21 protein-coding genes and 1 riboswitch are annotated in these 24,778 nt (G+C 69.3%); of the genes, 12 read left to right on the forward strand and 9 right to left on the reverse strand.

Annotated elements, in window-relative coordinates:
• Window positions 1-122 precede the first annotated feature (122 nt).
• Entirely contained in the window at window positions 123-1,514 is a 1,392-nt protein-coding gene (locus ABZ951_RS14075; protein WP_344091506.1) for an aminotransferase class V-fold PLP-dependent enzyme, read from the reverse strand.
• 256 nt (window positions 1,515-1,770) lie between these two features.
• On the opposite strand from ABZ951_RS14075, the gene coxB reads away from it, so the two are divergent.
• The 4 genes from coxB to ABZ951_RS14095 all read left to right on the forward strand — a co-directional run bounded on the left by coxB (window position 1,771) and on the right by ABZ951_RS14095 (window position 6,278).
• Window positions 1,771-2,742, forward strand: a complete 972-nt coding sequence (coxB, locus tag ABZ951_RS14080; protein ID WP_344091508.1) for a cytochrome c oxidase subunit II — start codon at window positions 1,771-1,773, stop codon at window positions 2,740-2,742.
• On the forward strand, window positions 2,739-4,472 hold the full coding sequence (ctaD, locus tag ABZ951_RS14085) for a cytochrome c oxidase subunit I (RefSeq protein ID WP_344091510.1): 1,734 nt from the start codon (window positions 2,739-2,741) through the stop codon (window positions 4,470-4,472). The genes coxB and ctaD overlap by 4 nt, the downstream gene beginning before the upstream one ends.
• Window positions 4,469-4,867 (forward strand): cytochrome c oxidase subunit 4, encoded by a 399-nt coding sequence (locus ABZ951_RS14090; protein WP_344091512.1) that lies wholly within the window; start codon window positions 4,469-4,471, stop codon window positions 4,865-4,867. The genes ctaD and ABZ951_RS14090 overlap by 4 nt, the downstream gene beginning before the upstream one ends.
• A gap of 166 nt (window positions 4,868-5,033) precedes the next feature.
• Complete coding sequence (locus tag ABZ951_RS14095) at window positions 5,034-6,278, forward strand: Ig-like domain-containing protein (RefSeq protein ID WP_344091515.1); 1,245 nt, start codon at window positions 5,034-5,036, stop codon at window positions 6,276-6,278.
• Window positions 6,279-6,282: 4 nt separating this feature from the next.
• On the opposite strand, the gene ABZ951_RS14100 is transcribed toward ABZ951_RS14095, so the two are convergent.
• Window positions 6,283-6,708, reverse strand: coding sequence for a hypothetical protein (locus ABZ951_RS14100; RefSeq protein WP_344091517.1), 426 nt, complete (start codon window positions 6,706-6,708; stop codon window positions 6,283-6,285).
• Between the two features lie 283 nt (window positions 6,709-6,991).
• Between ABZ951_RS14100 and ABZ951_RS14105 the strand changes: the two genes are divergently transcribed.
• From ABZ951_RS14105 to idi, 7 genes are all read left to right on the forward strand, one after another.
• The gene (locus tag ABZ951_RS14105) at window positions 6,992-7,612 is read left to right on the forward strand and encodes a heme-copper oxidase subunit III (RefSeq protein ID WP_344091519.1); all 621 of its coding nucleotides are present in this window, start codon (window positions 6,992-6,994) and stop codon (window positions 7,610-7,612) included.
• Window positions 7,613-7,684: 72 nt separating this feature from the next.
• Window positions 7,685-8,494, forward strand: a complete 810-nt coding sequence (locus tag ABZ951_RS14110; protein WP_344091522.1) for a c-type cytochrome — start codon at window positions 7,685-7,687, stop codon at window positions 8,492-8,494.
• Window positions 8,491-9,549 carry a Rieske 2Fe-2S domain-containing protein gene (locus tag ABZ951_RS14115; protein ID WP_344091524.1) on the forward strand — a complete coding sequence of 353 codons (1,059 nt, stop codon included), beginning with the start codon at window positions 8,491-8,493 and terminating at the stop codon, window positions 9,547-9,549. The genes ABZ951_RS14110 and ABZ951_RS14115 overlap by 4 nt, the downstream gene beginning before the upstream one ends.
• Window positions 9,546-11,195 (forward strand): ubiquinol-cytochrome c reductase cytochrome b subunit, encoded by a 1,650-nt coding sequence (locus ABZ951_RS14120; protein ID WP_344091526.1) that lies wholly within the window; start codon window positions 9,546-9,548, stop codon window positions 11,193-11,195. Before ABZ951_RS14115 ends, ABZ951_RS14120 begins: the two co-directional genes overlap by 4 nt.
• A gap of 306 nt (window positions 11,196-11,501) precedes the next feature.
• Complete coding sequence (locus ABZ951_RS14125; protein WP_344091529.1) at window positions 11,502-12,746, forward strand: cytochrome P450; 1,245 nt, start codon at window positions 11,502-11,504, stop codon at window positions 12,744-12,746.
• Window positions 12,747-12,880: 134 nt separating this feature from the next.
• Window positions 12,881-13,948 (forward strand): anthranilate phosphoribosyltransferase, encoded by a 1,068-nt coding sequence (gene trpD, locus ABZ951_RS14130; protein ID WP_344091531.1) that lies wholly within the window; start codon window positions 12,881-12,883, stop codon window positions 13,946-13,948.
• Between the two features lie 268 nt (window positions 13,949-14,216).
• A complete protein-coding gene (gene idi / locus ABZ951_RS14135; RefSeq protein ID WP_344091533.1) occupies window positions 14,217-14,807 on the forward strand; it encodes an isopentenyl-diphosphate Delta-isomerase in 591 nt (196 codons plus the stop codon).
• 68 nt (window positions 14,808-14,875) lie between these two features.
• Here the strand turns inward: idi and ABZ951_RS14140 are convergent, their stop codons facing one another.
• The 7 genes from ABZ951_RS14140 to ABZ951_RS14170 form a co-directional block, all read right to left on the reverse strand.
• Window positions 14,876-15,850 (reverse strand): aminotransferase class I/II-fold pyridoxal phosphate-dependent enzyme, encoded by a 975-nt coding sequence (locus ABZ951_RS14140; RefSeq protein WP_344091536.1) that lies wholly within the window; start codon window positions 15,848-15,850, stop codon window positions 14,876-14,878.
• Between the two features lie 90 nt (window positions 15,851-15,940).
• The gene (locus ABZ951_RS14145) at window positions 15,941-16,186 is read right to left on the reverse strand and encodes a phosphopantetheine-binding protein (protein ID WP_344091538.1); all 246 of its coding nucleotides are present in this window, start codon (window positions 16,184-16,186) and stop codon (window positions 15,941-15,943) included.
• Window positions 16,187-16,196: 10 nt separating this feature from the next.
• Window positions 16,197-17,225: a beta-ketoacyl-ACP synthase III gene (locus ABZ951_RS14150; protein WP_344091540.1), complete on the reverse strand. Its 1,029-nt coding sequence runs from the start codon at window positions 17,223-17,225 to the stop codon at window positions 16,197-16,199.
• 29 nt (window positions 17,226-17,254) lie between these two features.
• The gene (locus tag ABZ951_RS14155) at window positions 17,255-18,268 is read right to left on the reverse strand and encodes a squalene/phytoene synthase family protein (protein WP_344091542.1); all 1,014 of its coding nucleotides are present in this window, start codon (window positions 18,266-18,268) and stop codon (window positions 17,255-17,257) included.
• 102 nt (window positions 18,269-18,370) lie between these two features.
• The gene (locus ABZ951_RS14160; protein ID WP_344091544.1) at window positions 18,371-20,152 is read right to left on the reverse strand and encodes a thiamine pyrophosphate-binding protein; all 1,782 of its coding nucleotides are present in this window, start codon (window positions 20,150-20,152) and stop codon (window positions 18,371-18,373) included.
• A gap of 38 nt (window positions 20,153-20,190) precedes the next feature.
• Entirely contained in the window at window positions 20,191-20,862 is a 672-nt protein-coding gene (locus ABZ951_RS14165) for a hypothetical protein (protein ID WP_344091547.1), read from the reverse strand.
• 95 nt (window positions 20,863-20,957) lie between these two features.
• Window positions 20,958-21,917, reverse strand: coding sequence for a 3-oxoacyl-[acyl-carrier-protein] synthase III C-terminal domain-containing protein (locus ABZ951_RS14170; protein WP_344091549.1), 960 nt, complete (start codon window positions 21,915-21,917; stop codon window positions 20,958-20,960).
• A 442-nt stretch (window positions 21,918-22,359) separates the two neighbouring features.
• A riboswitch (SAM riboswitch) is annotated at window positions 22,360-22,476 on the forward strand.
• 190 nt (window positions 22,477-22,666) lie between these two features.
• Between ABZ951_RS14170 and ABZ951_RS14175 the strand changes: the two genes are divergently transcribed.
• Window positions 22,667-24,025 (forward strand): aminotransferase class V-fold PLP-dependent enzyme, encoded by a 1,359-nt coding sequence (locus ABZ951_RS14175; RefSeq protein WP_344091551.1) that lies wholly within the window; start codon window positions 22,667-22,669, stop codon window positions 24,023-24,025.
• Window positions 24,026-24,778: the final 753 nt, after the last annotated feature.

Genomic DNA, 24,778 nt, shown 5'->3' on the forward strand with positions numbered 1-24,778 from the left:
CTCCTCAATCGCCGGACGGGCTGAATAGCCCGTCCGGCGATTGAGGACAAGGCACAGCAGCCCGTCCGGCGATTGAGGACACCGCCGCGCAGCGGTGGTGCACCCCCACCCCCCCGCCGGCTTCAGACGCGCCGCCGCACCGTGTACGCCACCCCCGTCTCCGCCGGCCGCTCGCCCACGTACTCCTGCTCGCGCATCGCGCACCACGCCGGGATGTCCAGGCGCGCCGCCTCGTCGTCGGACAGCACCGTCACCAGGCCGCCCACCGGCACCTCGCCGATGACCTTCGCCAGCTCGATGACGGGGATCGGGCACCGCTTGCCGAGCGAGTCGACGACCAGCTCCGCGCCGGCCTGTGCCGCGGCCTCCGACGGGGCGGGCCCCGAGGGCGCGCCCAGCTGTTCGCGCACCGAGGCCACCACCCCGGGCAGGACGTCGAGGAAGCCCGTCACGTCCTCCCGGGTCGTCCCTCGCGGCAGGGACACGCGGACGTTGCCCTCCGACAGCACCCCCATCGCGCGCAGCACATGGCTGGGACGCAGGGTGCTGGAGGTGCACGACGAGCCCGACGAGACGGAGAACCCGGCCCGGTCCAGGGCGTGCAGCAGCGTCTCGCCGTCGACGTACAGACACGAGAAGGTGACCAGGTGCGGCAGTCGCCGCACCGGGTCGCCGACGACCTCCACCTCCGGGACCAGCCGCGGCACCCGCGCCCGGATCAGCTCCACCAGCTCCCGCAGCCGGGCCGCCTCGGCCGCCGCCTCCTGCCGCACGGCCCGCAGCGACGCCGCGGCCGCCACGACCGCCGGCAGGTCCGGGAAGCCGGGCGCCCGGCCCGACTCCCGCTCGTCCGCCGGGCCCTGGGCCGCGTACCGCACCCCCTTGCGCACCGCCAGCAGTCCCACCCCGGACGGCCCGCCCCACTTGTGGGCACTGGCCGCGAGCAGCGACCAGCCGCCCTCGACCGGCCCCCAGCCGAGCGACTGCGCGGCGTCCACCAGCAGCGGGACCCCCGCGGCCCGGCACTCCTCGGCCACCTCCGCGACCGGCTGCGCGGTGCCCACCTCGTGGTTGGCGGACTGCAGCGCCGCCAGCGCGGTGTCCGGGCGCAGCGCCGCCGCGTACCCGCCGGGCGCCACGCGGCCCGTGCGGTCCACGGCCACCTCCGTGAAGGTGCCCCCGGCGGCTTCGAGGGCGGCCGCCGACTGCAGGACGGCGGAGTGCTCCACGGCCGACACGACCAGATGGCGGCCGACGCGCCGACGGCCCGAGAGGGCGCCGGCGATGCCGTCGTGCAGTGCGCGGGTACCCGAAGGGGTGAACACCAGCTCGTCCGGGCGGCAGCCGACCGCCTCGGCCGCGGCCTCGCGGGCGGCGTCCAGCAGGAGCCGGGCGCGCCGGCCCTCGCGGTAGAGCCGGGCGGGGTCCGCCCAGCCCTCGTCCAGGGAGGCCAGCAGCGCCTGGCGGGCGACGGGGTGCAGGGGGGCGGCGGACGCGGCGTCGAAGTAGGGCACGGAAGAACGCTAGCGCCCCCCGACCGCGCAGGTCGGCGCCGGTCTGACGGTCCTCCAGATGGCCCCCGGAGCCCCGTATTCCATCCCTTCGGGGTGTGACCCGGCGCGTTGGGCACCCTCCCCGCGCGACCCCAAATAGCGTCCAGTAGGGTTTGGTCCGCATAAACATCCAAACCCCTGCCCGCAGCGGGCCGGCGACCGACCAGCGAGACGGCCGCAGCCGGCCGCACGGGCGAGACTCTCGGGAAGGCGCTACGTGAGTCCCAACGGCTCCGACCGCTCGTCGCGGCGCCCGGTGCGGCGGAAGCTGCTGCAGGCGCTGGCCGCGGGCGCTGTCCTGGCGACCGCCTCCGGTTGCACATATAAGGACTTCCCCCGCCTCGGAATGCCCACTCCTGTCACGGAAGAGGCACCGAGGATCCTCTCCCTGTGGCAGGGCTCTTGGGCCGCCGCCCTCGTGGTCGGCGTCCTGGTATGGGGCCTGATCATCTGGAGCGTCATCTTCCACCGGCGAAGCCGGTCCAAGGTGCAGGTTCCCCCGCAGACCCGGTACAACATGCCCATCGAGGCGCTGTACACCGCGGTCCCGATCATCATCGTGTCGGTGCTCTTCTACTTCACCGCGCGTGATGAGAACAAGCTCCTGACCAACCCGGAGAAGCCGCAGCACGTCATCAACGTGGTGGGCTTCCAGTGGAGCTGGGCCTTCAACTACATGGAGAACGTCGACGGCAACGCCGCGACACCGGCGAAGCCGCTCCGTGAGAACAAGGAGCTCGACGCGGTTCCCGACCGGTTCCTCAAGAAGGCACCGCAGGGCGCGGAGGGCGTGTACGACATCGGCATCCCCGGTACGCGCAACCCGCAGAACAACAACCCGGGCCCCACGCTCTGGCTCCCCAAGGGTGAGACGGTCCAGTTCGTCCTCACCTCGCGGGATGTCATCCACTCCTTCTGGGTGGTGCCGTTCCTGATGAAGCAGGACGTCATCCCGGGGCACACCAACAGCTTCACGGTGACCCCGAACAAGGAGGGCACCTTCATGGGCAAGTGCGCCGAGCTCTGCGGCCAGGACCACTCCCGGATGCTCTTCAACGTCAAGGTCGTCTCCCCCGAGCGGTACCAGGAGCACCTGAAGGAGCTGGCGAAGAAGGGCCAGACCGGCTACCAGCCGGCGGGCATCGCGCAGACGGATCACGCGAAGAACGCGGAGACCAAGAACAAGTGAGCATCCTCAACGAACCCCAGGGTGCCGCCGCCGCGACGGCCACGGCAGCACCACCCGTACGCCAGAAGCAACCCGGCAGTACTGTGATCAAGTGGCTCACCACCACCGACCACAAGACGATCGGCACGCTCTACCTGGTCACGTCGTTCGCGTTCTTCTGCATCGGCGGCGTCATGGCGCTCCTGATGCGCGCCGAACTCGCTCGTCCCGGCACGCAGATCATGTCGAACGAGCAGTTCAACCAGGCGTTCACGATGCACGGCACGATCATGCTGCTGATGTTCGCGACGCCCCTGTTCGCCGGTTTCGCCAACTGGATCATGCCGCTGCAGATCGGCGCGCCCGATGTGGCGTTCCCGCGGCTGAACATGTTCGCGTACTGGCTCTACCTCTTCGGCTCGCTGATCGCGGTGGCCGGCTTCCTCACCCCCCAGGGTGCGGCCGACTTCGGCTGGTTCGCCTACTCCCCGCTGTCGGACGCCGTCCGCTCGCCGGGTGTCGGCGCCGACATGTGGATCATGGGTCTGGCCTTCTCCGGCTTCGGCACGATCCTCGGCTCGGTCAACTTCATCACCACGATCATCTGCATGCGCGCCCCGGGCATGACGATGTTCCGCATGCCGATCTTCACCTGGAACGTCCTGCTGACCGGTGTCCTGGTCCTGCTGGCCTTCCCGGTCCTGGCCGCCGCGCTGTTCGCCCTGGAGGCGGACCGTAAATTCGGCGCCCATGTGTTCGACGCGGCCAATGGCGGCGCCCTGCTGTGGCAACACCTCTTCTGGTTCTTCGGCCACCCGGAGGTGTACATCATCGCGCTGCCGTTCTTCGGCATCATCTCCGAGGTCATTCCGGTCTTCTCCCGCAAGCCGATGTTCGGCTACTGGGGCCTGATCGCCGCGACGATCTCGATCGCCGGTCTGTCGGTGACGGTCTGGGCGCACCACATGTACGTCACAGGTGGCGTGCTGTTGCCCTTCTTCTCCTTCATGACCTTCCTGATCGCGGTACCGACCGGTGTGAAGTTCTTCAACTGGATCGGCACCATGTGGAAGGGCTCGCTGTCCTTCGAGACCCCGATGCTCTGGGCCGTCGGCTTCCTGATCACCTTCACCTTCGGTGGTCTGACCGGCGTCATCCTGGCCTCGCCCCCGATGGACTTCCACGTCTCCGACTCGTACTTCGTGGTCGCGCACTTCCACTACGTCATCTTCGGCACCGTGGTGTTCGCGATGTTCTCCGGCTTCCACTTCTGGTGGCCGAAGTTCACGGGCAAGATGCTGGACGAGCGCCTGGGCAAGATCACCTTCTGGACGCTGTTCGTGGGCTTCCACGGCACGTTCCTGGTCCAGCACTGGCTGGGTGCCGAGGGCATGCCGCGCCGTTACGCGGACTACCTGGCCGCCGACGGCTTCACCACGCTGAACACCATCTCGACGATCAGCTCGTTCCTGCTCGGTCTGTCGATGGTGCCGTTCATGTACAACGTCTGGAAGACGGCCAAGTACGGCAAGAAGGTCGAGGTCGACGACCCGTGGGGTTACGGCCGTTCGCTCGAGTGGGCGACCTCCTGCCCGCCGCCGCGGCACAACTTCCTCACCCTCCCGCGGATCCGCAGCGAATCCCCGGCGTTCGACCTGCACCACCCGGAGATCGCGGCGCTGGAGCTCGAGGAGAACCTCGGCGCGTCGGATGAGAAGGCCCTCGCGGGTGGCAAGGAGGCCGGCAAGTGAAGATCCAGGGCAAGATGTTCATCTGGCTCTCCGTCTTCGTGCTCGCCATGGCGATCGTCTATGGCGTGTGGTCGAAGGAGCCGGCCGGTACCACGGCCCTCTTCCTGGCCTTCGGCCTGTGCATCATGGTCGGCTACTACCTGGCGTTCACCGCGCGCCGGGTGGACGCCGGAGCGCAGGACAACAAGGACGCGGACGTCGCCGACGACGCCGGTGAGCTGGGCTTCTTCGCCCCGCACAGCTGGCAGCCGCTGTCCCTGGCCGTCGGTGGCGCGCTCGCTTTCATGGGCGTCGTCTTCGGCTGGTGGCTGATGTACTTCTCGGCCCCGGTCATCCTGATCGGCCTCTTCGGCTGGGTGTTCGAGTTCTACCGCGGTGAGAACCAGAACCAGTAGGTTCGCACGCCGCGCGACGCCGGGCCCCGCACACCGCAAGGTGGGCGGGGCCCGGCCGCGTTCCCGCGGGTCCCGGACGGGCCTGCCGGGGACCCCGGCCGGGCCCCGGCACCCGTTTGCAGCCTTCCCGCAGGCCGTACCCCACGATCCTTCCTACGGTGTGACCATGAGTCACTCTCCTCGAGGCCGCACGGCGCTCGCCGGTGCCCTGCTGCTCGTCCCCCTGGCGATGGGGACCGGCGGGTGCGGCGGCTCGTCCAACCCGCTGGCCGACAAGCCGTACGACGCCACGGGAGAGGTCGCGCTCACCGGCGGTGACGGCCGGAAGGCGGACCCCAGCAAGCCGCTGGAGGTGAAGGCCACCGGCGCGGACCGCATCACCGACGTGACGGCCACGGACGCCGCCGGGCGCTACGTGAAGGGCGAACTCGCCCCCGACGGCTCCAGCTGGCACAGCACCGGCGCGCTGGCCGCCGGCGCCCACTACACGGTGCGGGTGAGCACCGAGGACGGGGAAGGGGCCCAGGGGCGCCGCACGATCGGTTTCGACACCAGCGCGGCCGACCAGCTCCTGCGGGTCGCCTTCGGCCCGCAGAGCGGCACCTACGGCGTGGGACAGCCCGTCACCGCCGAACTCAGCGCCCCCGTCGAGGACCCCGCCGCCCGGGCCGTCGTCGAACGGGCCCTCAAGGTCGACTCACAGCCCGCCGTGGAGGGCGCCTGGCACTGGGTGGACAACCGGACCCTGCACTACCGGCCGAAGGACTACTGGCCCGCCCACGCCACCGTCGAAGTGCGCTCCGGCCTGGACGGCATCAAGGTCACCGGCGGGCTCTACGGAGGCCCCTCCAAGCCCGTGAAGCTCACCACGGGCGACCGGATCGAGGCCATCACGGACGCTTCCGCCCACAGCATGACCGTGCTGCGCAACGGACAGCCGATCCGCTCGATCCCGGTGACCACCGGCAAACCCGGCTACGCCACCCGCAATGGGGTCAAGGTGGTCCTCGGCCGGGAATCCTTCGTACGCATGCGCGGCACCAGCATCGGCATCGCCGAGGGCAGCGACGACTCCTACGACCTGCCCGTCTACTGGGCCACCCGGGTGACCTGGAGCGGTGAGTACGTGCACGCCGCCCCCTGGTCCGAGGGGTCGCAGGGGGCGGAGAACGTCAGCCACGGCTGCACCGGCATGAGCACCGCCAACGCCAAGTGGTTCTTCGACACCGTCAAGCTCGGCGACATCGTCAAGGTCGTCGGCAGCGCCGGTGCGACCATGACGCCGTTCGACAACGGCTTCGGCGACTGGAACATGCCCTGGGCGAAGTGGCGCGAGGGCAGCGCCCTGGCGGCCGGGAAGCGCGACGGGAGCAGCCCCGCCGATGCGGCCCGGCTCCGCCCGCAGCTGTGAGCCCTCAGGCCCCCACGGCGTGCTGCCCCAGGGGCTTGCGGGCCGGTCGCGCGCGCAGCAGGGCGGCCAGGGTGTCCGCGAACACCGCCGGGTCCAGAGGATGGGTCACCGCGGCGTCCGCGCGGCTCCAGGTGGCCAGCCAGGCGTCCTGAGGGCGCCCCATGAGCAGCAGCACCGGCGGGCAGCGGTACACCTCGTCCTTGAGCTGCCTGCACACGCCCATGCCGCCCGCGGGGGCCGTCTCGCCGTCCAGTACGCACACGTCGACCCGGCGCTCCTCCAGGGCGCTCAGAACGGCGGGCAGGGTCGCGCACTCCAGGTACTCCACCGGCGGGACGTCGGCCGCGGGGCGGCGCCCGGCGGCCAGCCGTACCTGCTCGCGGGTGCCCGCGTCATCGCTGTAGACCAGCACCGTGGCGGTCGGCTGCATCGTTCCTCCAGGCTGTTGGGCGGATACGGCTGTGGCTCGGGCGCGGAACGCTCCGCCCCGCGGATGCTACTCCCGCAGCGCCGCGCCCGAGGAGGGTCCGGTTGTGAAGAAGATCGGCCCGATGACCCGTCACCAGCGGTCGGGACACGGCCCGCGGGGGGCTGTGGAAGCTCTGCTTCCCCCCTTTGGGGGACCCCGGCCTTGGGCCGTACGAGCAGGGCATACGGTCTTGACACACCGAACGGCACCCCCCGGAGTGAGCGCGAGATAAGCGACCGACATAATGTCGGTCGTGGCGACAGCAACAGCAGTAGATACCGGGCACGCGCACCCCTCGGTCAATCGGCCGAACCTCACCAGCGTCGGAACCATCATCTGGCTGAGTTCCGAGCTGATGTTCTTCGCGGCCCTCTTCGCGATGTACTTCACCCTCCGTTCGGTGACCGGTACGGACCACTGGAAGGAAATGGCGTCGGCGCTGAACGTTCCGTTCTCAGCGGCCAACACCACGATCCTTGTGCTCTCCTCCCTCACGTGTCAGCTCGGCGTCTTCGCCGCCGAGCGCGGCGACGTGAAGAAGCTGCGCTCGTGGTTCGCGATCACCTTCGTGATGGGTGCCATCTTCATCGGCGGCCAGATCTTCGAGTACACCGAGTTGGTCAAGAACGACGGGCTCTCGCTCTCCTCGGACCCGTACGGCTCGGTGTTCTACCTGACGACCGGCTTCCACGGCCTGCATGTGACGGGCGGACTCATCGCCTTCCTGCTGGTCATGGGCCGGACGTATGCGGCCAAGAGGTTCACCCACCACCAGGCGACAGCGGCGATCGTCGTGTCCTACTACTGGCACTTCGTCGACGTGGTCTGGATCGGGCTCTTCGCCACGATCTACTTGATCAAGTAACTCGAAGGTTTCGGTCCCGTACGGGCCAACAGTCCAGCATCGACGCAGAAGATCCTGACACCGGGGTAATCCGTGAAAAAGCTCTCCGCACGACGACGCCATCCGCTGGCGGCGGTCGTCGTCCTACTCTTCGCGCTGGCGGTAACTGGGGGGCTGTACGCCGCGTTCGCGCCGGCGGACACGGCCAAGGCCGATGACAGCGCCCAGTCTCTTGCCATCGAGGAGGGCAAGAAGCTCTATTCCGTGGGCTGCGCAAGCTGCCACGGCACCGGCGGTCAGGGCACCACCGACGGCCCCAGCCTCGTCGGCGTGGGCGCCGCGGCCGTCGACTTCCAGGTCGCCACCGGTCGCATGCCGCTCCAGCAGCAGGGCGCCCAGGCACCGCGGAAGAAGGCGATCTACACGCAGGCCGAGATCGACCAGCTCGGCGCGTACATCGCCTCGCTCGGCGCCGGTCCCTCGGTTCCGACCAAGGATCAGTACAGCCCCGACGGCGCCGACATCGCCAAGGGCGGGGAGCTCTTCCGTACGAACTGCGCCCAGTGCCACAACTTCACCGGCAAGGGTGGCGCTCTCTCGAACGGCAAGTTCGCCCCGGACCTGCACGACGTCAGTGCCAAGCACATCTACGAGGCCATGCAGACCGGCCCGCAGAACATGCCTTCCTTCCCCGACGGGGTCATGTCGGAGAAGAACAAGAAGGACATCATCGCGTACCTCGACACGGTCAACAGCAGCAAGGCGGAGAGCCCGGGCGGCCTCGAACTGGGTGGGTTCGGCCCGGTCAGTGAAGGTCTGTTCGCCTGGATCTTCGGCCTGGGTGCCCTGATCGCTGCCGCCATCTGGGTCGCTGCCCGGACCGCAAAGGCCAAGAAGTCATGAGTAGCCAAGACATTCCAGAAAAGAACCTGCCGAGCGTGCAGGGCGACGCCCACGACGGCGCCGTGACGCAGCCGGCCGGCGACCCGTTCGCCGACCCGGGCCTGCCGCCCCACGAGCACCGCATCCAGGACCTGGACGAGAAGGCCGCCAAGCGCTCCGAGCGTGCGGTCGCTTTCCTGTTCGTGCTGTCCATGCTGGCCACGGTCGGCTTCATCGCCTCGTACGTGGCCTTCCCGGTCGACAAGATCATTTATGTCTTCCCGATCGGTCACATCAGCGCGCTGAACTTCTCCCTGGGCATGACCCTCGGCGTGGCGCTGTTCTGCATCGGCGCGGGCGCGGTCCACTGGGCCCGCACCCTGATGTCGGACGTGGAGGTCGCCGACGACCGGCACGCCATCGCGGCCGAGCCGGAGGTCAAGGCCAAGGTTCTGGCCGACTTCAAGCAGGGCGCCGAAGAGTCGGCCTTCGGCCGGCGCAAGCTGATCCGCAACACCATGTTCGGCGCGCTGGCCCTGGTGCCGCTCTCCGGTGTGGTGCTGCTGCGCGACCTCGGACCGCTGCCGGGCACCAAGCTCCGCAAGACGGCCTGGGCCCAGGGCAAGATGCTGATCAACCAGAACAGCCTCCAGCCGCTGCGTCCCGAGGACGTCCAGGTCGGCTCCCTCACCTTCGCCATGCCCGAGGGCATGAAGGAGGAGGACCACGACTTCCAGAACGAGATCGCCAAGGCGGCCCTGATGATCGTCCGGCTCCGGCCGGAGGACATCAAGGACAAGAAGGAGCTCGACTGGTCGGTGGACGGCATCGTCGCCTTCTCCAAGATCTGCACGCACGTCGGCTGCCCGATCAGCCTGTACGAGCAGCAGACGCACCACGTGCTCTGCCCGTGCCACCAGTCCACCTTCGACCTCGCCGACGGCGGACGCGTGGTGTTCGGCCCGGCCGGGCACGCCCTTCCGCAGCTGCGGATCAAGGTCAATGACAAGGGCTACCTTGAGGCCATGGGCGACTTCGCCGAGCCCGTCGGTCCTGCCTACTGGGAGCGCGGATGAGTACTGCAAGCACGAATCAGACGGGGGCTCCCGACCAGGACCGCCGCAAGGCGCCCGCCGGCGAGCGGGTAGCCGACTGGGCTGACGGCCGGCTGGGGATCTACACCCTGGCCAAGGCCAACATGCGCAAGATCTTCCCGGACCACTGGTCCTTCATGCTGGGCGAGGTCTGCCTCTACAGCTTCCTGATCATCATCCTCACGGGTGTGTATCTGACGCTGTTCTTCCACCCCAGCATGAACGAGGTCGTCTACCACGGCTCCTACGTCCCCATGCAGGGGATGCGGATGTCCGAGGCGTACAAGTCGACGCTGGACATCAGCTTCGACGTCCGTGGCGGTCTGCTCATCCGGCAGATCCACCACTGGGCGGCGCTGGTCTTCATCGCCGGCATGATCGTGCACATGATGCGCGTCTTCTTCACGGGCGCGTTCCGCAAGCCGCGCGAGGTCAACTGGCTCTTCGGCTTCCTGCTGATGGTGCTGGGCATCTTCACCGGCTTCACCGGCTACTCGCTCCCGGACGACCTGCTCTCCGGCACGGGTGTCCGCATCGCCGACGGCCTGATCCTGTCCGTGCCCATCGTCGGCACGTACATCTCGATGTTCCTGTTCGGCGGGGAGTTCCCGGGCACGGACTTCGTGTCCATGTTCTACTCGATCCACATCCTGCTGCTGCCGGGCATCATGCTGGGTCTGGTGGTCGCCCACCTGATCCTCGTGATCTACCACAAGCACACGCAGTTCCCCGGCCCGGGCCGGACGAACAAGAACGTCGTCGGCATGCCGCTGATGCCGGTCTACATGGCCAAGGCCGGAGGCTTCTTCTTCCTGGTCTTCGGTCTCATCGCGGCCCTCTCGGCGATCGCCACGATCAACCCGGTCTGGGTGCTCGGCCCGTACCGGTCCGACCAGGTCTCCACGAACGCCCAGCCCGACTGGTACCTGGGCATGTCCGAGGGCCTCATCCGCGCCATGCCCGGGTGGGAGATCAACCTGTGGGGCCACACCCTCGTCCTGGGTGTGTTCATCCCGCTGGCGCTCTTCGGAGTGGTCCTGGGCGCCATCGCCATGTACCCCTTCATCGAGTCGTGGGTCACCGGCGACAAGCGCGAACACCACCTGCTGGACCGTCCGCGCAACGCTCCGACCCGCACCGCCTTCGGTGTGGCGTGGATCACCGCGTACATGGTCGGCCTGGTGGGCGGTGGCAACGACCTGTGGGCCACCCACTTCCACCTGTCGCTCAACGCCATCACCTGGTTCGTCCGGATCGGCTTCTTCGTCGGGCCGGTGCTCGCCTTCATCGTCACCAAGCGGATCTGTCTCGGCCTCCAGCGCCGTGACCGGGAGAAGGTGCTGCACGGCCGGGAGTCGGGCATCATCAAGCGCCTGCCGCACGGTGAGTTCGTCGAGATCCACGAGCCGCTCTCGCAGGAGCAGCTGCACACCCTCACGTCGCACAACCAGCCCCAGCCGCTCGAGCTGGAGCCGGTGGTCGACGAGAACGGTGTCCAGCGCAAGGCCGGGACGATGCAGAAGCTCCGCGTGAAGCTCTCCAAGGGCTTCTACGGCGAGGGGTCGCAGATCCCCAAGCCCACCGCGGAGGAATTCCAGGAGATCACCAGCGGGCACGGTCACCACTGACCCGCCGCTGTTACTGACCCGCCACGACGAGGGGCCCACGGGAAAATCCCGTGGGCCCCTCGTGTGTTGTATCCCACGACCCCGGTCCTGACCGGCCTTCATATCACCGGCAGCCGGGGTCAGTTGAGCCTCGAACCTTGATCTCTACTGAGGGATGCAATTAATCTTGGCCATGTTGGCTCGGAGGCTTCCCCCTCGCCCCGAAGCCCTGGCCGGTTCCCCCCTCCCGGCTCTTCTCAGGAGCTCAATCGCTGCCACCCACTGACACCATCCGCTGCTGTGAGCAGCAAGGAAGGGAAAACTGGCATGCTGGATCAGAACGGCGAATTTTCCTTCGACATCGACTCGGCTTTCCGAGCCGACCCCTACCCGGTCTATCGTGAACTCCGCGCGCACCACCCGTTGGTGCGCGGGCCGCTGGGTGCCTGGGCCGTGAGCCGGTACGAGGACTGTGACGCGCTGCTGCGGGACCGCAGAATGGGCAAGGACCTCGGCGATTCCAACTATTTCGCGCAGGTGGCCGGCACGGCGGAGGGGGAGCCCCCGCCATTCCTCGGTGTCGGGGTGGACGGCTGGGACGCCAATTTGTTCCAGTTGCTGGACCCGCCGGAGCACACGAAACTGCGCTCGCTGGTGGGCAAGGCCTTTACGCCGGCCATCATCGATGCCCTGAAGAATTCCGTGGCAGCCACCGTGGACGAACTGCTCGACGGGCTTCCGGAACGTTTTGATGTCATGGACCTGCTGGGTGCGCCGCTGCCCATTCGGGTGCTCGGCGACATGATGGGCATTCCGCGGGAGGATCATGAGGTATTCACCCGCTGGTCCACCGAAATAGCCCATATTCTGGAGCTGGGAGCCGAGCCCTCCGAAGACGTCGCGATCGCCTGCCAGAAGGCCGTCACGGAGTGCACGGACTACTTCACCGACCTGCTCGAGAAGCGCGGCGACCAGGGCGAGGACGACCTGCTGTCCCAGCTGGCCCGCGCCCGGGACTTCGGCGAGGGCCTGACCATACGGCACATCGCCGCGGTCTGTGTGCTGCTGGTGGTGCCCGGCCTGGACACGTTCGCCAACCTGGTGGGGAACGCGGCCGTCCTCTTCGCGCGGCACCCAGAGGTGCTGCCGGGGCTCGCGGCCGAGCCGGAGACGGCGGACGCCGTGCTCGACGAGATCCTGCGCCTGGAGCCCCCGACGCACGCCTCCTGGCGCGTCGCCATCGAGCCCCTCGAACTGCACGGCCACGAGATCAAGAAGGGGGACGTCGTCCTCCTGCTGCTGGCCGCGGCCAACCGGGACGAGCGGGTCTTCCCCGACCCGGAGATCTTCAACCCCGGGGCCCACAGCCGTAAGCACCTCTCGTTCGGGCGCGGGATCCACTACTGCGTGGGGGACATGCTCTCCCGGCTGATGGCCAAGGAGGCGTTCAACGGGCTGGCCCGGCGCGTCACTTCGCTGAAGCTGGAGGACGAGGAGGTCGCGTACAAGCCGGGCATCTGGCTGCGCGGCCCGGCCCGTCTCCCGGTGCTCGCCGAACGCCGGGCCCGCTGACCGTCTTCGGTGCCCCGGCCACGGATGGCCGGGGCACCGCGGGACATCGATACAGTGGGGCCAGGCCCGTGGCCTCCAGCCCCATACCCGGTCCACCGGTCACCCGGCGGGCCGACGCATCCAGGAGCGTGAGGATGAATACCGTTCCCCCCGTCGGCTCTCTTGCCGGAGGCGCCTTGCAGTCCTGGCCGGACGTCCTGTCCGCTCTGTTGGCCGGGCACGACCTGAGCGCGGACACCACCGCCTGGGCGATGGACCGGATCATGCGGGGGGAGGCCAGCGACGCGCAGATCGCGGGCTTCGCGGTGGCGCTGCGGGCCAAGGGCGAGACCGTCGACGAGATCGTCGGCCTCGTCCGGACCATGTACGCGCACGCCCACTTGATCAACGTGCCCGGGGCGACGGTCGACATCGTGGGCACCGGCGGTGACTACGCCAAGACCGTCAATATCTCCACCATGTCCGCCATCGTGGTCGCCGGCACCGGTGCCAAGGTCGTCAAGCACGGCAACCGCGCGTCCTCCAGCGCTTCCGGCGCCTCGGACGTGCTGGAGAAGCTCGGCGTCAATCTGGAGCTGGATTCGCGGCGGGTGGAGGAGGTGGCCCACGAGGCCGGCATCACCTTCTGTTTCGCGGTCAAGTTCCACCCCGCCCTGCGGCATGTGGCGGCCGCCCGCAAGGACTTGGGCATCGCCACCTCCTTCAACTTCCTCGGCCCCCTGACCAACCCCGCCCGGGTGCGGGCCCAGGCCACCGGCGTGGCCGATGCCCGCATGGCCCCGATCATCGCGGGCGTACTGGCCGAACGGGGCTCCTCCGCCCTGGTCTTCCGCGGTGACGACGGGCTGGACGAACTGACGACGACCGGTACGTCCACGGTATGGATCGTCCGGGACGGCGTGGTCCGGCGGACGTCCTTCGACCCGCGCGAGGTGGGCATCACCCTGGTGCCGATCGAGGCGCTGAAGGGCGCCGACGCCTCGTACAACGCGGATGTGGCCCGCCGGCTGCTGCACGGCGAGCGGGGGCCGGTGCGCGACGCCGTGCTGCTCAACTCGGCTGCCGCGCTCGTCGCCCTGGAGCCCACCGACGCGCCGCTGACCGACCAGATCGCCGCGGGGATGGCCCGGGCGGCGGAGTCCATCGACTCGGGGGCGGCCGAGTCCGCTCTGGCGCGCTGGGTGGCCGCCACCACCGCCTGAAGCCCGCGAATTCCCCGGCGGCCGCCAGGCGCCCTCCCGGCCCCCGAATCATGCGTCCCGCATTCTTTTCGGGGGCCGGAAGAATAAATGCGGGCACGTAGTCGACGGTGCCGGGCCGCCCTGTTACGATCATATTGCTGTTATGGGTTGACCTGAATCACTGAAGCCAGTTCTTGGAATACAAAGCCTGGCCGTGGGGACACCTGCTGAGAAGAGAAGACCGCGCCCGACGCGGCAGACTTATTTCGGCCAAGACAAAGGTTTGATCGTGGCACTCCCTGAAATTAACCAGGACGAAATCAACCAGGACTCGGCCGGCAGTCCGATACTGCTGGAACTGGTCAACCCCGATGGAGAGACGATCGGCACGGCCGAAAAGCTCTCCGCGCATCAGGCCCCGGGGAAGCTGCACCGCGCGTTCTCGGTCTTCCTCTTCGACGCGGAAGGCCGCATGCTCCTGCAGCAGCGTGCGCTCACCAAATACCACTCGCCGGGCGTCTGGTCCAATGCCTGCTGCGGGCACCCCTATCCGGAAGAGGCCCCCGAGGCCGCCGCCGTCCGGCGCACCCATGAGGAATTGGGGCTGAAGGCGGCGAATCTTCTCCCGGCCGGCACGGTGACGTACTACCACCCCGACGAAATATCCGGTCTGGTGGAGCACGAGTACAACCACCTTTTCGTCGGGATTGTCGACCAGCCGACCGACCCCGATCCGGAAGAGGTGCACGCCACCCGTTTCGTGACGCAGCGGGAATTGGCGGAGCTCCAGGCCGAGAAGCCCTTCTCGGCCTGGTTCCCGACGGTATGGGAAGCCGCTCTGCCGGCCGCCCGCCGACTGGTGCCGTCCGGCGGCTGGTGAAAGACGGCCGGCCGCCGGGCCGGCCCGTGAACTGACGCACAGCGGCCTCGGGGATTTCCCCGAGGCCGCTATTGCGTGAACGCGGTGAGCACGGCGGCGTTCGACGCCTGGTCCCCGAGGGTGAGCCGCACCCCTTCGCCGGGGTAATAGCGGGCCGTGACGCCGGCGCCCTCTAGCCGGGTCCGGATCTGCTCGACCCGGTCCGGCTCGTCGAGCCAGAGGAAATTCGTGTGGCTGGGCAGGACCCGCCAGCCCCCGTCGCCCAGCGCCCGGAACACCTCGTCCCGCTGCGCGACGATGAACCGCACCCGCTCCTGGAGCTCCTGCTCGGCGCGGAGGGAGCTCTCGACCGCCGCCAGGGACAGGGAGCTCATGGAGTAGGGCAGCTGGAAGCCGTTGACGCGCGCGGCCAGGTCCGGATGCGCCACGCCGTAGCCGACCCGCATGCCGGCGAGGCCGAACGCCTTGGAGAACGTGCGCAGGACGAGCAGATTCGGGAACTCCCGGATCCAGGCCAGCGCGTCGGGCCGCTCCGCCTCCGCCACGAACTCGATGTACGCCTCGTCCAGGACGACCAGCGTGTCGGAGGGGACCAGGGCGACGAACTCCTTGAGCTCGGCCGCGTCCAGCAGCTGACCGGTCGGGTTGTGCGGATTGCACACGATGACGGCGTCCGCGTCGACGGCCGCCTTGGCCAGGGCGACGAGATCCTGGTGGCCGTCGGGCAGCAGCGGCACCTGGACGGGCTCGGCGCCCGTCATCTGCGCCAGCAAGGGATACGCGTCGAAGTTGCGCCAGCCGTACACCAGCCCGCGGCCGGGCCGTACGCGGGCCTGGAGCGCTTGCAGCGCCACCCCGACGGATCCGGCGCCGACGACGACCTGAGCCTCCGGAACCCCCAGCCAGCCGGCTATGGACGATTTCAGCCGTTCCGGAAAGAACTCCGGGTATCTGTTCACCCCGTCCACCGTGCGGGCGATCTCCGCGGCCACGGAGGCGAGCGGCGGCAGAGGGTTTTCGTTGAGTGCCAGGAAGTGGTGCATGCGACCCTCCGGGAATGAGAGAACCAGTGACAAAGCCGCCGTCGGCGTCAGGTGCCGACGGCGGCTGAAGGGGTCGGGCGGGGGCGGGGGTTACGCGGTCGCGGCACCCTTGGACTTCAGCAGTTCCACGGCGTCCTGGAAGGTCGACGTGCCGGTCAGCTCGTTGCCGTCCAGCGTCGGGAGGCCGAAGGCGCGCTCCATGAGGATGATGAACTCGACCACGCCCATGGAGTCCACGCCCGCCTCCTGGAAGGTCGAGCCCCCGACCAGCGCGGCGGTGGACTTCGGGAACGTCTCGTCGAGCAGGGCCTCGAGCTTGCTGTTCAGTGCTTCCATTGCTCTTCTCTCACTTCTCGTGCTGGAGGTCGTTGATTCCGCGGGAGTCGAGCTCGGGCCACGTCAGGGCCGCCGAACCCCAGGAGAGGCCGCCGCCGAACCCGGTGAGCACCACCCGCTGCTCGGCCTTGAGCAGGCCGTTCGCCGCGGCGTCGGCGAGCGCCAGGGGGATGGAGGCGGCCACGGTGTTGCCGACCCGGTCGATGTTCTTCGCCACCCGGTCCGCCGGGATTCCCAGCTGCCGGGCGCAGGTGTCGAGGATGCGCACGTTCGCTTGGTGCGGGACGAGGAGGCCGACGTCCTCGGCGCTCCAGCCGGCCTTCTCCAGGGTGTTCCGCACGGACCCGGCCATGTGCCGTACGGCCCGGGTGAAGACCTGCGGCCCCTCCATCCGGAAGTAGCTCTCGGACGCGGCCGGCGCGCCCCCGTGGGAGCGCTCCTCGGAGCCGCCGCCCGGGACGGTGATCAGGTCGACGCCCTCGCCGTCGCTGCCGAGGTCGAAGCCCCGCAGCGCACCCGGCTCCGCCCGGTCTCCCGCGCGGAGCACCACGGCACCCGCGCCGTCGCCGAAGATGACGCGGGTGGTCCGGTCGGCGGGGTCCAGGATGGTCGAGAAGGTGTCCGCGCCGATGACCAGGGCGGTGTCGGCGACTGAGGTGGCGATCAGGCCCGCCGCGGTGGCCAGGGCGTACACGAACCCCGTGCACACCGCGGCCACGTCGAAGGCGGCGACCCCGCCGAGCCCGAGCCGGGTGGCGACCAGCGGAGCGGTCGCCGGGCACGGCCGGTCCGGGGTGCTGGTCGCCAGGACCACGGCGTCCACCCCGGTGACCCCCGCCGACGCCAGCGCGCGCCGGCCCGCTTCGGTGGCCAGGTGCCCGGTGCTCATCCCGGGGTCGATCACGTGCCGCCGGCTGATCCCGGTACGGGTCCTGATCCACTCGTCCGAGGTGTCCAGCTCCGCGGCGAGCATGTCGTTGGTGACCACGCGCGGCGGAACGAACGCCCCGAGCCCGCTGATGACCGCGGCTCGTGTCATGGCGTGTGCTCCGTGTGCTTCAAAGGGCTTCAGAGGGCGTCGGGGGAGTAGGGGCGGCGGATGCGGTAACCGTCCCGCTCGGCCTGACGGTTGACCTTCGCGGCCCGTGCGGCGGCGGCGGCCGTGCGCGGCACCATGACCGCCGAGTTGAAGCCGATGCCCTTCTTCGGCTTGTTGAAGAAGGCGTAGTCGTCCTTCACCAGGTCCGTGACCATCGCCTGGTGGGTCTGGATGTCCAGCTCGACGAACTTCCGCGAGGTCGGGTGGAGCGTCCGGCCCCAGCTGCGGCCGGCGTCCAGGTGCTTGCGCGCCCGCTCGATCTCGAACTTCATGAGCTCGCGGACGGCGTCGCTGGTGTAGCCGCTGCCGACCTCACGGATCAGGTCGCCCCTGTCCAGGCCGAACTTGGTCAGGTGTTCCACCGGCAGGTAGAGCCGCCCGAGCTCCAGGTCCTCCTGCACGTCCCAGATGAAGTCCAGGAGCTGGAAGGCCGTGATCGTGTGCTTGCACAGCTCCTCGGCCTCGGCCGACAGCGGCTCGAACAGCCCGTTGATCCAGGTGGCCGGCAGCAGGGTGACGCTCTGGAGGAACCCGTCGAGGTCGTCGTACGTCGCGTACTCGTACGTGGTGAGGGCCTCGCGCTGGGCCTGGATGAACTCCGGCACGCGGTCGTAGGGGAGGTCCCACGTCCGCATCATGTGCACCAGGGCGCGGGAGAGGGCGGAGTCGGTCTCCTGGTCGCCGGACGGCGGGCCCTCCACCTCCAGCGTCTCGCCCTTGACCGCCGCCAGGTAGGCGCGCTCCCACTCGTCGAGCCGCTGGGCCCGCACCTCGGTGGAGCGGTTGACGTCGTCGACGAGGTCGTCGACGTAGCAGACGAACGAGAAGAAGACGTCGAAGTAGGGGCGCTTGGCCGCGGGGAACATGTAGCGGCCCAGGAAGCGCCCCCGGCCGATCTCGCGGAACAGCCTGGAGCTCTTGAGGTAGTCCGCGCGCAGTCCGGAATCCGTGATCCCCGCGAGATCGAGCTCGTGCACAGTCATGTTGATTCTTTCTGCAGATCGGTTGGGTGTTGCCGCGACCGGGGCACGGCGGGAGAACCCACACCGCGCGGGGTGGGGTGGGGCGGGCACAGGGGCCTGGGGTCAGGCCGGTGCCATCAGTGCCGAAAGGTGCGCCGGGGAGGCCGTCCACCGCGAGGAGCGCACCGGCATGGTGGGCTCGTCCGCCGGCAGGAAGCTCGCGAAGGGCGGGACTTCCTCCGCTTCGAGGCGGAGCTCCAGCACGCCCGTCAGATGGGCGTGCTCGCGGTAGTCCGCCAGCAGCTCCGTGAGCTCCGCGGCGGTTCCGGCGCTGCCGACCCACAGCCGGTCGGGGCCGCCGAGGCCCCTCGACAGGGTGGACACGTCGACCGGTGTGTAGTCCACGGCCGTGATGCGGGAATCGAAGAACGTCTGCTGCCGGGTGGCGCACATGCCGTGCATGCCGTTGTTGAAGACGACGTACAGGATGGGCAGCCGGAGCTCTACCGCGGTGTGGACTTCCAGACCGCTCATCAGGAACGCGCCGTCACCGCAGAACACCACGGTGCGGGTCCCCTCGGCCGTCCCGAGCTGCGCTCCGATCGCCCCGGCGATGCTGTACCCCATGCCGCCCATGCCCAGGGCGATCGTCGAGGACGAGCCCGGCGGGACGGACGAGTAGTGCATGGAGGCGACGCTGCAGTTGCCGGCGTCGTAGAGGAGGTGCCCCTGGCGGGGCAGGTGCTCCTCCAGGATGCCGACGGCCTCGCTCTGCAGCAGGCCGCCTTCGGCGTGCGGCGCCCTGCCCGGTATGGGCTCGGCCAGCCGGGGGACGAACCGGGTCAGCTCGTACCCGACAGGCGGCACCGTGAACGGGTCCGCGTCCAGCCGCTCCAGCAGGCGCTCGAAGACCACCCCCGCGTCGCCCTGGACGACGGTGTCGGCCAGGGCCGACCTGAGCACCTCGCCGGGGTCGATGTTGACCGTGGCGACGTGCCGCGCGTCCCAGCCGTGCAGCACGCTGCGGGTCATCATGGCCAGCCCGGTGCCGACCAGCACGATGAAGTCGGCCTTGCTCTGGAGAAAGGCCGCCGCGGACGGGTGCCCGCCGGCGCCCACGACACCGAAGTGGAGCGGGTCGTCGTTCGGGAACTCGCCGCGCGCGCCCATGGTGGTCACCACGGGGATGCGCGCCTGACGGGCGAACCGCAGGACGGCGTCCGGAGCGGAGGACCGGCGTACGCCGTGGCCCAGCAGCAGCACGGGGGCGGTGGCGGCGCGCAGCCGGCGGAACAGCTCGTCCACGGCCTCGCTGTCCACCGGCTCGGGCTGGACGAACTCCTGGAAGTCCCGCGGCCAGTCGGCGGGGAGCGGCCCCACCTCCAACTCGTACGAATCCCTCGGGAGGAGCAGGGCGACCGGCCCCATCCGCCCGGTCAGAGCGGTCGTGATCGCGTCCCTGAGCTGTTCCCAGAACAGGTCGGCGTCACAGATCCGCACGGTCTTCTTGGTCACCGCGCTCAGCATGGGCAGCGCGTCCACGGACCGGCCGATGCCGGAGGAGTCCTGGAAGGACCCGCGTCCGTCCAGCGCGGCGGGCGGCTGGCCCACCAGGGCCAACACCGGCACCGATTCGGCGTAGGACTCGGCCAGTCCGGCGACCAGATTCATCATTCCGCCGCCGGACGTCGCGCAGCAGACGCCCAGTGTCCGGTGGACACGGGCCCGCGCGTCGGCCATGAAGGCGGCGCCGTCCTCGCGCTTGCTGAGAACGGCTTCCAGTCGTCCGGCCCCCAGCCGGTCGATGGAATCGTGTATGTGCTCGACGTTCGCCCCGCTGACGCCGAAGACGTAGCGAGCGTCCAGCTCGCGCAGCGCGGTGACGAGCGCGTCAGAGATCCGCATGTTTCCCCCCGTGTGAGCTGAAGAGCCGGTGCCGGCCCCTAGCGCTGCGACTCCGACCCGAAGCGGTGCTCAAGGATCTTCTTGAGGTTGCCCATCTCGATGGAGTGGCCGGCGTGGAACATCGGCCAGATGTCGCCCACCCACACGCGGTCGGTGCGGGCCCGGCCCTTGGCGATGTAGTCCGGCACGTCGGTCGTCGCGCGGTCGTAGTACGGGTGCTTGCAGTTGCTCCACAGCACCACGGTGCCCGGCTTGTTGAAGACCTTGGCCGAGTCGATGATCGTCAGGTAGTAGCGCATCCAGAGCTCCTGGCCCTGGTCCCAGGCGCACGGGTACACCACGAGGCCCTGCTCCGGGCCCTTCTGGGCGTCCGAGCGGATGTAGATGTCCGTGTTGGGCTGGATCATCTCGTCCGCGCGGTACAGCCCGCCGCCGAGGTGCTTCATGTTGCGGATGCTGTACGTCCACTCTTCCAGCGAGCGGGCGTTGGCGCAGTACTCGAATACGATGTCGTAAGGGACGTCGATGTGCTCGGAAAGCGGGCAGTACTGCCCGAATATCTCCTCGTGGGAGTAGCTCTCCTTCGTCATCCCCTCCATCAGCTTCATCATCTCGTCCTGACCGGTGTTCTCGTTCCACACCAGGTCCAGTTCGAGCAGATCCGAGTTGTCGAGCTGGTAGTTCTGGGCAAGACCGGACTCATCGGGCATGCGGGCAGCCATCATTTACTCCTGAGCAAGAATTGTTTTTGGTTTGCTGCTGGGAACTAGCTGTTCCGGTGGGAACTAGTGGGCACTAGTGGGAACTAGCTGTTCCAGCGCAGGACCATGGAAGACACCATTTCCCCGCCATGCGTGAAAGTGGCAAAAGCGATCACATCGCCGGAAGAAATAATCTTCTTGTCCAGTGCGTCGGCGAGGGTGACCGGGAGGGAACTCTGGAACATGTTCCCGTAATGGCTGAGCGTGTCATGGGTGCGGGCGTCGTCGATGCCGCACCGCTTACGCCATTCCGCGATGTACTTCTCGTTGGGCTGGTGGGTGATCAGGCAGGAGACGTCGTCGCTCGTCAGGCCCGCCTTGTCCAGCGCGGTCGCCATGGCGGTGGGCAGGCACTCCATCGTCACGGCCCACAGCCGGGCGAGCATGCTCGGGCTGAACTTCACCGTGAGCGGCCCGCTGCCGCGCTCCCAGTGCGGGAGCTCGACGCCGTCCACCGCGTCCGGCTCCACCCGCAGGGCGGCCCAGTTCTCGCCGAACGCCTGCTCGTGCACGGAGAGGACGGTCGGCTCGCCGACGGTCAGCAGGGTCGCGGACGCGCCGTCCCCGAGGACGAAGGACTCCGGCGACTTCTGGAACTCCTCCAGCCGCGACACGAAGTTGGTCACCGTGACGACGGCGATCTTCTTGTACTGGCCGGAGTCGATGAAGGCGCGGGCGGTGATCACCGAGGAGACCCACGAGCAGCAGCCGTTCTCCACGTGCAGAACGGCGGCCGAGGTCGCGCCGACCCCGTGCTGGATCGCCGTTCCCACGCCCGGCGAGAAGGTGTCGTTGAACTGGGCCGAGACGATGATCAGGTCCAGCTCGTCCGCGCGCACGTCGTTGCGGCCCAGCAGCTTGTTCAGCGCTTCGATGCCGAGCTCGGCGGACGTGTAATCCGGCGAAGCGAATCTCCGCTCATTCACGCCGGCAAAGAAGGCGTGGTCGCTCAGTCCGTCTTCGGCGCGGGCGAGGTCGCTGTTGCGCACCACTCGCTCGGGCATGAAATTCACTACATCGACGATGCGCGTAGAGCTCACGAGCGGTCTCCGCCCGTATTGCCGGTCATGCACGCAAGTGTGGCCTGATGCAAATGAATGCATGGATAGATGAACATGACCGCCCCCAAGGTCTCTGGCTTGTTCTTGTTGCTGTTCCAGATGCGAACGACTCTACGATCATGGATGTAACGGTTCGATGACGGTCAGGTCACGAAGTGGTTAAACCCATAGTGGAATGGTTAATTCCGCAATGGCTTGTGTTCGCTGTCGGTAATGGGCGACATTGCCGCTGATTTCCACGGCCGACCGGCGTGGCCCGGGCATAGATGGACAGTTTTTGGTTGATTCTCGGTCGGTCCGGCGGTAGGTCGGTGACGGGCCCCGCGATAAGCTGGCGGCGGACATGTGGTGCGCCTGCCGCATACCTGTGTCATACTCGCCGCCAGGTCACGAGTGACAGCGTTCAGGCCCCGGCTTGCTGTCCGGCAACCCTCCTTCCGTGGCGGGGTGCCCCGGGTGATGACCGGGCCGCAGGCAGCGAGGTCTGCGGCAAGCGCGGATCCCTCACCAGGGGTCCTGGTTGTCGAGGGAGCCTCTTCAGTGATTCAGCGAATGCGTTAGGGCCTACGGCCCGTTTCCCTTGAACTCCGCACGGCCACGCCGTGTGTCGAGTCGGTACTCCGCACGCGGCGCCCCTGTTTCCCGCGCGTGCGCATACGCACCTCTTCCGCCTGCATCCAGGAGAATTCGCCATGTCCGCATGCCCTGTTGCCGCCGAGCCCGCCGTCTGCGCGCCCCTGCCCGTCCTCGGCCGCGACGTCCGCGTCCCGCTGGTCACCGGGGGCGAGGTGACCTACGCGGCGCTGGACTACGGCGCCAGCGCGCCCGCGCTCCAGCGGGTGTGGGACGACGTGGCCGCCTACGCGCCGTACTACGGCAGCGTGCACCGCGGGGCCGGGTATCTCTCCCAGCTGTCCACCGAGTTGTTCGAGAACAGCCGTGCCGACGTCGCCGCGTTCCTCGGCTGCCGTGAGGACGACCAGGTCGTCTTCACCCGCTCGACCACCGACTCCCTCAACCTCCTCGCGACCGTTCTCCCGCCCGGCACCCGGGTGTTCGTCTTCGAGACCGAGCACCACGCCGCGCTGCTGCCCTGGGAGCGGCGGGCGGGGGTGGAGGTCACCTACCTCGACGCGCCGCGCTCACCGCGCCAGGCCGTCGAGACGCTGGAGCGGGCCCTGGCCGGGCGGGAGCCGTACGGGCCGGCGCTGGTCTGCGTGACCGGCGCGTCCAACGTGACCGGTGAGCTGTGGCCCGTGCGGGAGCTGGCCGCGGCCGCCCACGCGCACGGCGCCCGCATCGTCGTCGACGCCGCCCAGCTCGCGCCGCACCACCCGGTGGACATCGCGGAGCTGGACGCCGACTGGGTCGCCTTCTCCGGGCACAAGCTGTACGCGCCCTTCGGCGCCGGGGTGCTGGCCGGCCGCGCGGACTGGCTCCGCGACGCCGAGCCCTACCTGGCCGGCGGCGGCGCGAGCCGCGCGGTGACCCGCGGCCCCGGCGGCGGCGTGGCCGTCGAGTGGCACGACACGGCCGCCCGGCACGAGGCGGGTTCCCCCAACGTCATCGGCGCCTACGCCATCGCTTCGGCCTGCAAGGCGCTCACCGAGGCGGACTTCGGCCGGCTCGTCGAGCGCGAGCGGCAGCTCGTGGCGACCCTCCGCGAGGGCCTCGCCCGGGTGCCGGGGGTCCGGGTGCTCTCCCTCTTCGGGGAGGACGCGCCCCGGGTCGGCGTGCTGTCCTTCGTCGTGGAGGGCTGGAACAGCTCGCACTTCGCGGCGGCCCTGTCGGCGGAGTACGGCATCGGCGTCCGCGACGGCCTGTTCTGCGCCCACCCGCTCGTCCGCACCCTGCTGGGCGGCACCCCGGACGAGCCGGGGGAGTGCGGGGCCCCCGAGGCGGGACAGTCGCTCAACGCCATCCGGGTCAGCTTCGGCGCGGGCACCCCGGACGAGCACGTGACACGGTTCGTCCGAGCGGTGGGCGAGCTGGTGCGCGAGGGTGCCCGCTGGAACTACCGCACGGAGAACGGGCGGTGCGTGCCGGCGTAGCGGCCTGGCGGCCTGGCGGCCGGGCGGTCGTGAGCCCGGGGCCTGCGGGACCTTGTCGGCCAAGACCGAGCCTCGGCGGCCGGGGGCCGTCAGGTGTGACGTGACGGGGCCGGCGACGTGGCGGGGTCGGCTGTCGCTGGGCGACGCCGGGTGGAGGGCGTGCGCCCGAGGGCGGGGCGTGCTGCCGGAGCTGGTGTGGCGCGCCGGGCCCGTTGTTGTGGGCGGTGCCGGGTGGCGGGCGCTCGTCCGGGGTACTGGGCAGCGCGGCCGAACTTGGGCGGGACGTAGCCGGGTCCTGGTCGGCTGGACGTACCGTCAGGTGTGGCGGGGCTCGCTGTCGTGGGCGGTGCCGGGCGGGCGGCCCGGGGAGGCTGCGGCGCGCCGCGGCCCGCCGGGCGGCTGGCGACGGTACGACCGCGGGAACCGAACCTGCCGGGAGTAGCGGCCCACGGTACGGCCGCCGCCACGTGGCGGACGCCGCTGACCTCGTCAGCCGACGCGCCGGGGGCCCTGTCGCCGGAGTGCCCGCCCCTACGAGGCTGCTCGCCGCAGACGCGAGGCCGGTACGGCCGCGGTGGGCTCAGTTCCGGGAGCCCGCCCGGAGTTGCGGGTGCGGCGCACGGCGCGCCGGGTGGGGCGCTTGGCCGCGTGCCGGCCGAGGCTCGGCACGGCCGCCGTCCGGAGCATGGGGCAGGCCCCCGGGGCCCGGGGTTCCGACGGCCGCTCGCCGCAGACGCGAGGCCCGGACGGCAG

Origin of the sequence: Streptomyces sp. NPDC046215 (assembly GCF_040646215.1) — a bacterium.
Classification (GTDB): Bacteria; Actinomycetota; Actinomycetes; order Streptomycetales; family Streptomycetaceae; genus Streptomyces; species Streptomyces stramineus.